Genomic DNA, 12,216 nt, shown 5'->3' on the forward strand with positions numbered 1-12,216 from the left:
GTCGAGCTTTCCTGTCCTCCGGAAACCTTTGGAGGCGATTGTTCCTGAGGGAAAATTCTCTATTTGCCCGCGACTAATGGCCGGCCCCCGTCGAGAGTGGAAAACGAGCCGTCAACTCACCGCAGCGGGCCTGGAGCATGTCCCGCAAAAGGTTGATGGGTTTGCTCAATTGCATCCGATGGGCACACAGCAGATTGAGGGGCGCGCGTTCGCATTGCAGGTGCGGCAAGAGAATTTTCAAGCGCCCGGCCAGCACGTCGGTGGACACATCCAGCCACGATTTGTAGGCAATCCCGGCACCTGCCACCACCCAGCGTCGCACCACATCGGCGTCGTCACTGAAACGGTCGCCACTGACGGTAAGGCTCACTTCCCGTTTACCGTCATGAAAACCCCATCGGTCATGGACCCGACTGCCAAGCATGTACAACAGGCAGTTGTGCTGGGCCAGTTGTTCCAACTGCTGGGGTTCACCCTGGCGAGCCAGATAGTCTGGCGATGCGCACAACACCCGGCGGTTATCCGCGGCAATGGGCAGGGCGACCAGGCTCGAATCTTCCGGCTCGCCATAACGCAAGGCGATGTCCACCGGCTGCTTGAACAGATCGGCCATGCGATCGCCCAGCAACAGCCGCACCGTCAGCCCGGGGTGCTCGCGCTGGAACACATCCAGCCAGGGCAGCAGCAGGTTGCGTCCCAGGTCCGACGGCGCGGACAACTGCAACACCCCACTGACCTGATCCTGGCCGCTGGTCAACAACCGCCGGCCTTCGTCAAGGCTGCTCAATGCGGCACGGGCATATTCGAGAAAGCCCTCGCCTTCGGCTGTCAGGCGCAAGCTACGGGTGGAGCGGGCCAACAGCCGCGCGCCGAGGTGCAGCTCGATCCGTTTCAACGCGGCACTGGCCACCGCCGCCGACAGGTCCATGCCCCTGGCCGCAGCCGAAAGACTGCCCAGGTCCGCCGCCCGGACAAACAACTGCAAGTCATCGAAGCGAAGCATGACGACTCCATTATCAAAGAATTATTGAAAGAGCCTGTTCTTTTAGCCGGTTTTATCTCGACGATAAATAGCTAACCATGGCCGTCATCGAACTCACTTCACGGAGCCGCTTCATGAAAGCCATCGCCTACTACCACTCGCTGCCCATCACCGACCCGCAATCGCTCCAGGACATCGAGCTACCGGAACCGGTCGCCGGCCCCAGGGACCTGCTGGTGGAGGTCAAGGCCATCTCGGTCAACCCGGTGGACACCAAGGTCCGCCAGAACGTCCAGCCTGAAGACGGCGTAGCCAAGGTGCTGGGCTGGGACGTGGCCGGCGTGGTCAAGGCAGTGGGCAGCGAGGTCACGCTGTTCAAGGCCGGGGACAAGGTGTTTTATGCCGGCTCCATTGCCCGGGCCGGCGGTAACAGCGAGCTGCACGTGGTGGATGAGCGCATCGTCGGCCACATGCCCAAGACCCTCGGTTTCGCCGAAGCGGCGGCGCTGCCGCTGACGGCCATTACCGCCTGGGAATTGTTGTTCGAGCGCCTGCAAATCCAGGAAGGCCAAAGCGACCTGGGCCAGAGCCTGTTGATCGTCGGCGCTGCGGGCGGCGTGGGTTCGATCCTGACGCAACTGGCCAGCCAGCTCACCGGGCTGAAGGTGATTGGCACCGCGTCCCGTGCGCAGACCCAGGACTGGGTGCGCAACCTGGGAGCCGACCTGGTGATCGACCACAGCCAGCCATTGAGCGAAGTGTTGAAAGAAGCAGGCCAGCCCCAAGTGACTCACGTCGCCAGCCTGACCCAGACCGACCAGCATCTGGACCAGTTGGTCGAAGCGCTCGCGCCCCAAGGCAAACTGGCGCTGATCGACGATCCCAAGGCGCTGGACGTGACCAAGCTCAAGCGCAAGAGCCTGTCGTTGCATTGGGAATTCATGTACACCCGCTCGCTGTTCGAGACGGCCGACATGCTTGAACAGCACAAACTGCTCAACCGCGTGGCCGCCCTGATCGACGCCGGCACCCTGAAGACCACGGTTGGCGAGCATTTCGGCACCATCAATGCCGAGAACCTGCGCCGGGCGCATGCTTTGCTGGAAAGCGGCAAGTCCAAGGGCAAGATTGTGCTCGAGGGTTTCTGACAGCACTGGGCAGTCGCCCTGCAAACAATCCTGTGGGAGCGAGCTTGCTCGCGATGGGGCCAGTTCAGGCAACATTGATGTCGGCGGGTCTACTGCTATCGCGAGCAAGCTCGCTCCCACAGGTGTTGCATCAATCTGGAACTGCACCGTCAGTCCGAGAATTGATCCTTGTCACAATTGCGATCGCATTCGGGTCTACACTCGAGGCCTTTGCAACGCAATCTTTTCGTGAGGAGGTCAGCAATGAAGATCCTGATAAAAGAAGTGGCAAAATCCCAATGGCAAGTGCGCCTTGACCAGCACGTCGTCACCTTCCGTACCGAGGCCGAAGCCCAGACCTTCGCCAACACCCTGCAAGCGCGGATCCTCGCGCCCCATCATTTCCCCGAACAACAGCCGCGCGCGGCCGGCTGAGTCAACCCTCGCGACTGGCCTGGGCCAGCGCCCGGGCATTTTGCAGGCGACGGGTCAGCATCGCTGCGCTCACCACCAACAGCCCGCAAAGGCTGATGACCAGCGCCATTGGCACGGCGGTGCCGTCATGCAGCGCCGCCACCAACGAGGCTGCCCCGGCGGCCACGGAAAACTGCAGGCATCCCAGCATCGCCGAAGCACTGCCGGCCCGGGCACCCTGCCCATTCATGGCGCAAGCCGAGGCGTTGGGAAGGATGCACCCCAGGCTGGCGATGCAGACAAACAGCGGAACCAACAGCGGCCACAACTGCGCAGGTTGCAATGAACTGACGGCCAGCAGGCTCAGCCCAGCGCCCAGGTAGACCCATACCGCGCGGCTCAGCAGGAACGCCGGGCCGCGCTTGGACAGCAGCCGGGCGTTGACCTGGGCAACCAGGATGAAGCCCGCCGCGTTGGTGCCGAACAGCCAACCGAAATGTTCGGCCGGTACCCCGTAGAGCTTGATGAAGACAAAAGGCGAACCGGCGATGTAGGCAAACATCCCAGCGATAGCGATGCCCCCCGTCAGCGCATGGCCGAGGAAGACAGCGTCGGTCAACAACCGGCCATATTGGCGCAACGCCCCCGACAACGGTTGCCGAGGCACATAGTCCGGCAAGCTTTCCGGCAGCCACAAGGCCACAGCCGTTGACGCCAATGCACTGAACACGGTCAGGGCAATGAAGATCGATTGCCAGCCATGCAGGTTCACCAGCAACCCGCCCAGCATCGGCGCGAGAATCGGCGCCAGGCCCATCACCAGCATCAACTGTGAAAACACCTTGGCCGAACCCACCGCGTCGCATTTGTCGCTGACCACCGCCCGCGAGATCACCATCCCGGCGCATCCACCCAGGGCCTGGACGAAGCGGGCGCCGATCAGCCATTCGAGGTTCGGCGCGTAGGCGCAGGCCAGGGACGCCAACGTGAACAAACCGACGCCGGTCAGCAATGGAATGCGCCGTCCGAAGCGATCCGCCACCGGCCCATAGGCCAGTTGCCCGATGGACAAGCCGAGGAAATAGGCCGCCAGGGTCAGCTGGATGTGTTTTTCGTCGGTGCCGAAGGCCGTGGCCATCGCCGGAAAGGCAGGCAGGTAGAAGTCGATCGCCAAGGGACCGAAAGCGCTCAAGGCGCCAAGAATCAGAATCGTACGGAGGTTCATCGGGCGTCCAGCTCAGGCGTCGTTCGACAGCCCGACAGTCTAGCCGTGCCGGACGCTCTTGAACATTCCGGTAGGTCGCTAACGATTAAAAAACTTCAAGCAGGGCTGGCCTCATAGCCCTCCTCCTTGATGGCCGCGAGCACGGCATCGGCCGGCAACGAACTCTGGACCTGGACAGTCTTGGCACCCAGGTCGACTTGCACGTCCGCCGCCGGGTCCTTGGCCTGGACAGCCTGGGTGATGGCCTTGACGCAGTGACCGCAGGACATGCCCTGAACATTGAAAGTTTGCATGAGATGACTCCTTGGGATTGAGGTTGCCAGCAGTCTCAAGCTTGCCATCATGGCAAGGTCAAGTTCTGACGAAAACTGCCGGGCTGGCAATCGGCATCGCGCTCAGCCAAGCTGCACACATCAAGGATTTAACACCGGAGGTTCAGCCATGCGCTGGTCAGCGTTCAGCCTGTTTTGCATGCTCGGTATTTCAGCGGTGGCGCCCCAGGCATCGGCCGCCGGCGAAGACTACGGCGTGTTGATCATTTCTCGCGAGCGCCTGGAAGTGGCGACCAGTTGCGAAATCGGCATCTACATCCAGGATCAGCTCTCGGCCAGGCTGTTCCAGGAGCAAAGCACCTCGTTCAACCTGCCGCCGGGCCAGTTTTCCTTGCGCCTGAAGTTGCTGCCAGGCCAGGCACCGGGGTGCAACCCGGGCATGCTCGCGCCAGGGTCGCAGAACATCACGCTCAGGGCTGGTGACATTCTGAAGTTCCGCATCGCCATGAATGAACAAGGCATGTACCTCAAGCAGGCCGGGCTCGGTTACTGACACACCTCTTGCCCCTGTGGGCAAGCTTTGTGGGAGCAAAGCTTGCTCGCGATCCAGGCGCCGCGGTCATTCAGAAAGCTGCGGTGCTTTCATCGCGGGCAAGCCTTGCTCCCACAGAGCCAGATCCCATATTAGGAGTCGACATCGCTTTTTGGATTGGCGCTTGACCTTGCCAACATGGCAAGGTTGATCCTGTAGTCATTCACTACAGGGAGCCTGACCGATGTCTGAATCCACCACGTTCGATCTACCGATTGCCGGCATGACCTGCGCCAGCTGCGCCGGGCGGGTCGAGCGGGCCTTGAGCAAAGTCACCGGCACCCGCGCCGTCAGTGTGAACCTGGCGACTGAACTGGCGCGCGTGCAGGCCCCCGAAGGCAGCCTGCCGGCCTTGATGCAGGCCGTCGAACAGGCCGGCTATAGCGTCCCCGTGCAAACCCTGGAGCTGAACATTGAAGGGATGACCTGCGCCTCCTGCGTTGGCCGGGTCGAACGCGCCCTGGGCAAGGTCGACGGTGTGAACAGCGTCAGCGTCAACCTTGCCAATGAGCGGGCCCACCTCGAACTGCTCGGCCAGGTGGATCCGCAATCCCTGATCGATGCGGTCAAGCGCGCCGGCTACGACGCCACAGTCTGGCAGACCGAACAACCCACTGACACGCAGGCCAACCGTCTGAACCGTGAACGCCTGATATTGGTGCTGGCGATTGCGCTGTCCGTGCCGCTGGTGCTGCCGATGCTGCTGCAGCCGTTCGGCGTGCACTGGATGCTCCCGGCCTGGGTGCAGTTCGCCCTGGCCACGCCGGTGCAATTCATCTTCGGTGCGCGGTTCTACGTCGCCGCCTTCAAGGCCGTGCGTGCCGGTGCCGGGAACATGGACCTGCTGGTGGCCCTGGGCACCAGCGCCGGCTACGGCTTGAGCCTTTATGAATGGGTGATCGCCCGCCCTGGCGGCATGCCGCACCTGTATTTCGAAGCCTCGGCCGTAGTGATTGCCCTGGTACTGCTCGGCAAATACCTGGAAAGCCGCGCCAAGCGACAAACCGCCAGCGCCATCCGCGCCCTCGAAGCCTTGCGCCCGGAACGGGCGATCCAGGTGATCGATGGCCAGGAGCGGGACGTCGCCATCAGCGCCTTGCGCTTGAATGACCTGGTGCTGGTCAAGCCCGGCGAACGCTTCCCGGTGGATGGCGAAGTACTGGAAGGCCAGAGCCATGCCGACGAAGCGCTGATCAGCGGCGAAAGCCTGCCGGTGCCCAAGCAGCCCGGCGACAAAGTCACTGGCGGCGCCATCAACGGCGAAGGCCGGCTGCTGGTACGCACGCTGGCCCTGGGTACCGAAACCGTCCTGGCGCGCATCATCCGCCTGGTAGAAGACGCCCAGGCCGCCAAGGCCCCGATCCAGAAACTGGTGGATAAAGTCAGCCAGGTCTTCGTACCGGTGGTGCTGGTGCTGGCCCTGGCGACGTTGATCGGCTGGTGGTTGTACGGCGCGCCGTTGGAAACCGCGCTGATCAACGCCGTCGCCGTGCTGGTGATTGCCTGTCCCTGCGCCCTGGGCCTGGCGACGCCCACGGCGATCATGGCCGGCACCGGCGTGGCCGCGCGCCATGGGATTCTGATCAAGGACGCCGAGGCCCTGGAGCGCGCCCATGAAGTCGACACCGTGGTGTTCGACAAGACTGGCACCCTGACCTCCGGCACGCCGCGTATCGCCCACTTGACGGCTCTGGAGGGAGATGAAGACGCGCTGCTGAAAATGGCTGGCGCCCTGCAACGCGGCAGTGAGCACCCTCTTGCCAAAGCCGTGTTGGACACCTGCGCCGAGCGCGGCCTGGACGTGGCGGATGTCAGCGACAGCCAGTCCCTGGCTGGACGCGGTATCGCCGGCAGCCTCGACGGGCGCCGCCTGGCCCTGGGCAATCGACGCCTGCTGGACGAACTGGGCCTGGAGCCCGGTTCGCTGGCCGAGTCGGCACTGGCTTGGGAAACCGAAGGCCGCACGTTGTCCTGGCTGATCGAACAAGGCGCGACGCCTCGGGTGCTGGGCCTGTTCGCCTTCGGTGACACGCTCAAGCCCGGCGCCCTCGCCGCCGTACAGGCCTTGAATGAACAGCACATCGCCAGCCACTTGCTCACCGGCGACAACCAAGGCAGCGCCCGAGTGGTGGCCCAGGCGCTGGGGATCTCCAATGTCCATGCCGAGGTATTGCCAGCGGATAAATCCGCCATCGTCCAACAGTTGAAGCGCCATTCGGTGGTGGCGATGGTGGGCGACGGCATCAACGACGCCCCCGCCCTGGCCGCCGCCGATATCGGCATTGCCATGGGCGGCGGCACCGACGTGGCGATGCATGCCGCGGGCATCACCCTCATGCGCGGCGATCCGCGACTGGTGCCGGCGGCACTGGACATCAGCCGCAAGACCTACGCCAAGATCCGCCAGAACCTGTTCTGGGCGTTCGTCTATAACTTGATCGGCATCCCCCTGGCGGCGTTCGGTTTTCTCAACCCGGTGCTGGCCGGCGCGGCCATGGCACTATCGAGCGTCAGCGTGGTGAGCAATGCGTTACTGTTGAAGTTCTGGACACCCAAGCAGCTGGAGGACAAGCGATGAACATCGGCCAAGCGGCCCGCCAGAGCGGCCTGAGCGCGAAGATGATCCGCTATTACGAGTCCATCGGCCTGCTCAAGGCCGCCCATCGTACTGACAGCGGCTACCGGATCTACGGCGCCGATGACCTGCATACCCTGGCCTTTATCAAGCGCTCCCGCGACTTGGGGTTTTCCCTGGAAGAGGTCGGCAAACTGCTGACCCTCTGGCAAGACCGCCAACGCGCCAGCGCCGACGTCAAGGCCCTGGCCCGCCAGCACATCGAAGAACTGAACCAGAAAATCCGCGAACTGGCCGAGCTTCGCGACACCCTCCAGGATCTGGTGGAACACTGCCACGGCGACCACCGCCCGGACTGCCCGATCCTCAAGGAACTGGCGTCGGGGTGTTGCCAGCCGAAGTAAAACTGTGGGAGCGAGCCTGCTCGCGATGACGGCCGTACATTCAGCATCGATGCAAGCTGACCCACCGCTATCGCGAGCAGGCTCGCTCCCACAGGGGACTGCGGTGGGTATGGGATTTTGGAGTGCCCACAAAAAACCCGGCCATGGCCGGGTTTCTGTTCAACCGATCATTGCATCCATGGCGGTGGTGGTTCTTCGGTCTTGCCGGGCGGGGCATCGTCGGCGGCGCGTACGGCCTGGCGGCGCTCCTCGTCCAGGCGCGCGGCTTCGATCTCGCGCATGATCCCGCCGACATCCGCCAGTTCTTCCGGCTCGTCGAACTCGCCGGTCAGCACGCTGGCCGGGTGCAAGGTGCCGGCTTCATACAGCGCCCACATTTCCTTCGCGTACTTGGTGCGCTTGAGCTCCGGAGCGAACCGGCCGAAGTAGGACGCCATGTTGCCCACGTCCCGCTCCAGCATGCTGAAGGCATGGTTGTTACCCGCTGCATCCACGGCCTGCGGCAGGTCGATGATCACCGGCCCGGTTGGCGTGAGCAGGACGTTGAACTCCGACAGGTCGCCGTGCACCAGACCGGTACACAGCATCAGCACGATCTGGGAAATCAGATAGGCGTGATATTCACGGGCCTGGTCCGGCTCCAGCACCACGTCGTTCAGACGCGGCGCTGCATCGCCATACTCGTCGGCCACCAGTTCCATCAGCAGCACGCCTTCAAGGAAGTCGTACGGCTTGGGCACGCGCACACCCGCGCTAGCCAAGCGGAACAACGCCGCCACTTCGGCATTCTGCCAGGCGTCCTCGGTTTCCTTGCGCCCGAACTTCGAGCCCTTGGCCATGGCCCGGGCCTGACGGCTGTTGCGGACCTTGCGGCCTTCCTGATATTCGGCCGCCTGACGAAAACTTCGCTTGTTCGCCTCCTTGTAGACCTTCGCGCAACGTAGCTCGTTACCGCAGCGCACCACATAAACAGCTGCTTCTTTACCACTCATGAGTGGGCGCAGCACCTCGTCGACCAGACCGTCCTCGATCAGGGGTTCAATGCGTTTTGGAGTCTTCATCAGCTTTTATTGTGGGTCCTTTATTACCAAACACGCGAATGACAGTCGTTATACGGCAATCCTTCCTCCACGGGGAGGGGTTGCCGACCTATGAACCTGTGATGCACACAATGTGCCGGATCAATCGACCGAGCCGAATCATAGCCGAGACCGAACCTGGCATTGGTAACTGAATGCCCGGGCATTTGCGACAAGAGCTGACAGTCATGTCTACCGTCGGCTGTAGGAGAGTGCGACGACTCAATGCTTGAACAGTTCCCCCGGCGTAAACCCGAACATCCCCTTGAACGCCGCAATGAACGCGGACGTTGAATCATATCCGCAGGACAACGCAGCGCTGGTGACGCTGTCGCCCTGCTCCAGTGAGCCCAGGGACGACAACAAGCGCATGCGCTGGCGCCAGACGCGAAAGCTCAGGCCGGTCTCGCGCTGGAACAGGCGCATCAGGGTTTTTTCCGACGTGCCCAGGCGCTCAGCCCAGGCGTGCAAGGTAACGCTCTGCTCAGGCTGTTCGATCAACTCGTTACACAGCCCCAGCAGACGGGCATGTTGCGGCAGCGGCAGGGAGAATCCCACCTCCGGCAAAGTCGCCAACTGGTCCAGCAACACCTGCACCAACCGTTGCTCCTGAGTGTCGCCTTGCGGGTAATCGACCGGAAGTTGACAGAACACCTTGATCAACTCGCGGGCCAGTGGCGTGACTTCCAGCACCCGACAGCGTTCATCGGCCCAGGGGCAGGCGTGACGATGCACATACAAGCTGCGCATTTCCGCTCGGGTGGAGGTCACCACATGGTGTTCCAGATCGGCCGGGATCCAGATGCCCCGTTGTGGCGGGGCAAAGAAGCTACCCGCTGCGGTGTGTACGCCGAGAACGCCGCTGATGGCGTAGGAAAACTGCACCCAGTCATGACGATGGGCTTGCGTCCAGGAACCGGCGCTCAAACTTTCGACACGGGCGTACAGCGGCCTCGGCAATTGCGCCAGGTCGGGGATGCGGCGTTCGAGCTGTTGGTGTCCGTTAGGCGGCATTGATTGGCCTTATGTCGCAAGACGACTGGTAGGGACGACGTTAGGCTAAGTCGACTTTTCTTACAACTTGCGGTGCCCTATGCATATCCTCAGACACCTCAAACGCATGGTGACCGACTGGTTCCTGTGCGGCATGTTGCTCGCCACATTGCTGGCGTACTTCTTTCCAACCTTTGGTGCCACGGGCGGTGCCATGCATGCCGAATGGGTGGTCAACATCGGCATCTTCGTGGTGTTCTTCCTGCACGGGGTCAACCTGTCCGGCGAACAGATCCGCCACGGTTTGAAGAACATCCGCCTGCACGTGATGGTGCAGGGTTTCACCTTTGGCGTGTTTCCGTTGCTCTGGCTGATCAGCCACTGGCTAGTCGGCAGCCACGTGCCGGCGCTGTTGATGCTGGGGTTCTTCTACCTGTGCGCCCTGCCCTCGACCATTTCTTCCTCGGTGGCGCTGACCGGCAGTGCCGGCGGTAACGTGCCGGCGGCGATTCTCAACGCGAGCCTGTCCAGCGTACTGGGGATTTTCCTGACACCGTTGCTGGTCAGTTTCGTGGTCGGCAGCGGCGCCGGTGGCATCGAGCTGGGGTCCACCTTGCTCGACCTGTGCATGATGTTGCTGCTGCCGCTGGTGCTGGGGCAGTTCCTGCGGCGTTGGTTGGCTGGCTTTTTCGGCAGGTACAAGCGCTACACCAGCATCATCGACAAACTGGTGATCCTGCTGCTGGTCTACGCCGCGTTCTGCAACTCGATGGTGTCCGGCATCTGGCAACAGCAAGGCCACGGCGTGCTATTGAGCGCAGTGTTTGGTAGTGCCGTGCTGCTGGCGATCATCTTGTGGGCGACCACCCGTACCGCCCGCGCCCTGCAATTGCGCAGCGCCGATGAAGTTGCCGCGGTGTTCTGTGCCAGCAAGAAATCCCTCGCCGCCGGGGTGCCCATGGCGGCGTTGATTTTTGGCAACCATCCCGGCCTGGGGCTGATCCTGCTGCCGATCATGATCTATCACCCGCTGCAGTTGATCGTCTGCTCGATCCTCGCCGAGCGCTACGCCAGCCATCACCGGGAACTGGCGTCCCGCCAGGACGGCGCCGTCCTCAGCGCTCGATAATCGCCGTCACCCCCTGGCCCGCTGCGGCGCAGATGGAAATCAAGCCGCGACCTCGCCCGGCGGCATCGAGCAACTTGGCGAGGTTGGCGACAATGCGCCCGCCCGTGGCGGCAAACGGGTGCCCGGCGGCCAGGGAACTGCCCTTGACGTTCAACCGGCTGCGGTCGATGGACCCTAGCGGTGCGTCGAGCCCCAGGCGGGTCTTGCAGTAGTCCGGGTCTTCCCAGGCCTTCAGTGTGCACAACACCTGGGCGGCGAACGCTTCATGGATCTCGTAGTAATCAAAGTCCTGCAAGGTCAAACCGTTGCGCGCCAGCAATCGCGGCACGGCGTAGACCGGGGCCATCAACAGCCCTTCGGCGCCATTGACGAAATCCACCGCCGCCGTTTCACCGTCGCGCAGGTACGCCAGAATCGGCAGGCCTCGGGCCTTGGCCCACTCTTCGCTGCCCAGCAGCACCAACGAAGCACCATCGGTCAGTGGCGTGGAATTACCCGCGGTCATCGTGCCCTTGGCGCTTTTTTCGAAGGCCGGCTTGAGGGAGGCGAGTTTTTCCGGGGTCAGGTCCGGGCGCAGGTTGTTGTCCCGGGTCAGGCCAAGGAACGGTGTCATCAAGTCGTTCTGCCAACCTTCGGCATAGGACGCGGCCATTTTCTGATGGCTTTCCAGGGCCAGTTGGTCTTGCGCCTCCCGGGGGATCTGCCAGGTCTGGGCCATCAACTCGCAATGCTCACCCATGTTCAGGCCGGTGCGCGGTTCGTTGATGCGCGGCAGGTCGGGGACCAGGTGCTGGGGGCGCAGCTGCAGGAAGGTCTTGATCTTGTCCGCGGTGGTCTTGGCGCGATTGGCTTGCAGCAGGATCCTGCGCAGCCCTTCATTGACCGCGATCGGCGCATCCGAGGTGGTGTCGACGCCGCCGGCAATGCCGCTGTCGATCTGCCCCAGGGCAATCTTGTTGGCCACCAGCAGCACTGTCTCCAATCCGGTGCCACAGGCCTGTTGTACGTCATAGGCCGGCGTCATCGGTGACAGCCGCGAGCCAAGCACGCATTCGCGGGTCATGTTCATATCGCGGGAGTGCTTGAGCACCGCACCGGCAGCCACTTCACCGATGTGCAAGCCATGCAGGTTGTAGCGTTCGATCAGCCCCTCGAGGGCTGCCGTCAACATCGCCTGGTTGCTGGCGGTGGCATAGGCCCCGTTGGAGCGGGCGAACGGAATGCGGTTACCACCGATGATCGCGACGCGGCGTAGTTGTGTCATGAAGAACTCCCCTGTAGGTCTAATGCACTAAGAACACTCAACCGCACCCTGTGGGAGCAAAGCTTGCTCGCGATGAACGATGACGCGACGTACCTGAAAAACGCGGTGTCTGCATCGCGAGCAAACTTTGCTCCCACAGGGGGGCGGTGCCCTGGAAAAA

The 12,216-nt window shown here is 62.6% G+C and carries 12 protein-coding genes; 6 read left to right on the forward strand and 6 right to left on the reverse strand.

The window, feature by feature from the left end; all coding sequences use genetic code 11:
- Positions 1-73: 73 nt before the first annotated feature.
- Complete coding sequence (locus AB4O09_RS27155; protein ID WP_028237319.1) at positions 74-1,003, reverse strand: LysR family transcriptional regulator; 930 nt, start codon at positions 1,001-1,003, stop codon at positions 74-76.
- 113 nt (positions 1,004-1,116) lie between these two features.
- Here AB4O09_RS27155 and AB4O09_RS27160 point away from each other — a divergent pair, with 113 nt between their 5' ends.
- Together AB4O09_RS27160 and AB4O09_RS27165 are read left to right on the forward strand one after the other, a co-directional pair.
- A complete protein-coding gene (locus tag AB4O09_RS27160; protein ID WP_013692171.1) occupies positions 1,117-2,130 on the forward strand; it encodes a zinc-binding alcohol dehydrogenase family protein in 1,014 nt (337 codons plus the stop codon).
- A gap of 243 nt (positions 2,131-2,373) precedes the next feature.
- Entirely contained in the window at positions 2,374-2,544 is a 171-nt protein-coding gene (locus tag AB4O09_RS27165) for a hypothetical protein (RefSeq protein ID WP_460107742.1), read from the forward strand.
- A gap of 1 nt (position 2,545) precedes the next feature.
- Here the strand turns inward: AB4O09_RS27165 and AB4O09_RS27170 are convergent, their stop codons facing one another.
- Positions 2,546-3,748: a multidrug effflux MFS transporter gene (locus tag AB4O09_RS27170; protein ID WP_003197474.1), complete on the reverse strand. Its 1,203-nt coding sequence runs from the start codon at positions 3,746-3,748 to the stop codon at positions 2,546-2,548.
- 95 nt (positions 3,749-3,843) lie between these two features.
- Positions 3,844-4,041 carry a heavy-metal-associated domain-containing protein gene (locus tag AB4O09_RS27175; RefSeq protein WP_003197472.1) on the reverse strand — a complete coding sequence of 66 codons (198 nt, stop codon included), beginning with the start codon at positions 4,039-4,041 and terminating at the stop codon, positions 3,844-3,846.
- 148 nt (positions 4,042-4,189) lie between these two features.
- Here AB4O09_RS27175 and AB4O09_RS27180 point away from each other — a divergent pair, with 148 nt between their 5' ends.
- The 3 genes from AB4O09_RS27180 (at position 4,190) to cueR (ending at position 7,591) form a co-directional block, all read left to right on the forward strand.
- Positions 4,190-4,573 (forward strand): hypothetical protein, encoded by a 384-nt coding sequence (locus tag AB4O09_RS27180; protein WP_003197470.1) that lies wholly within the window; start codon positions 4,190-4,192, stop codon positions 4,571-4,573.
- 223 nt (positions 4,574-4,796) lie between these two features.
- Complete coding sequence (locus AB4O09_RS27185; RefSeq protein ID WP_003197468.1) at positions 4,797-7,190, forward strand: heavy metal translocating P-type ATPase; 2,394 nt, start codon at positions 4,797-4,799, stop codon at positions 7,188-7,190.
- Positions 7,187-7,591 (forward strand): Cu(I)-responsive transcriptional regulator, encoded by a 405-nt coding sequence (cueR, locus tag AB4O09_RS27190; protein WP_003197466.1) that lies wholly within the window; start codon positions 7,187-7,189, stop codon positions 7,589-7,591. Before AB4O09_RS27185 ends, cueR begins: the two co-directional genes overlap by 4 nt.
- 167 nt (positions 7,592-7,758) lie before the next feature.
- On the opposite strand, the gene AB4O09_RS27195 is transcribed toward cueR, so the two are convergent.
- Both AB4O09_RS27195 and AB4O09_RS27200 read right to left on the reverse strand, forming a co-directional pair.
- Positions 7,759-8,652 carry a PA4780 family RIO1-like protein kinase gene (locus AB4O09_RS27195; protein WP_014336406.1) on the reverse strand — a complete coding sequence of 298 codons (894 nt, stop codon included), beginning with the start codon at positions 8,650-8,652 and terminating at the stop codon, positions 7,759-7,761.
- A gap of 240 nt (positions 8,653-8,892) precedes the next feature.
- The gene (locus tag AB4O09_RS27200) at positions 8,893-9,684 is read right to left on the reverse strand and encodes an AraC family transcriptional regulator (RefSeq protein WP_027911819.1); all 792 of its coding nucleotides are present in this window, start codon (positions 9,682-9,684) and stop codon (positions 8,893-8,895) included.
- A gap of 79 nt (positions 9,685-9,763) precedes the next feature.
- On the opposite strand from AB4O09_RS27200, the gene AB4O09_RS27205 reads away from it, so the two are divergent.
- Positions 9,764-10,792, forward strand: a complete 1,029-nt coding sequence (locus AB4O09_RS27205; protein ID WP_028237506.1) for a bile acid:sodium symporter family protein — start codon at positions 9,764-9,766, stop codon at positions 10,790-10,792.
- On the opposite strand, the gene AB4O09_RS27210 is transcribed toward AB4O09_RS27205, so the two are convergent.
- The gene (locus AB4O09_RS27210; RefSeq protein ID WP_003197458.1) at positions 10,779-12,056 is read right to left on the reverse strand and encodes an acetyl-CoA C-acetyltransferase; all 1,278 of its coding nucleotides are present in this window, start codon (positions 12,054-12,056) and stop codon (positions 10,779-10,781) included. The two genes, AB4O09_RS27205 and AB4O09_RS27210, sit on opposite strands and share 14 nt — an antisense overlap.
- Positions 12,057-12,216: the final 160 nt, after the last annotated feature.

It is taken from the genome of Pseudomonas sp. H1_F01, from assembly GCF_054681425.1.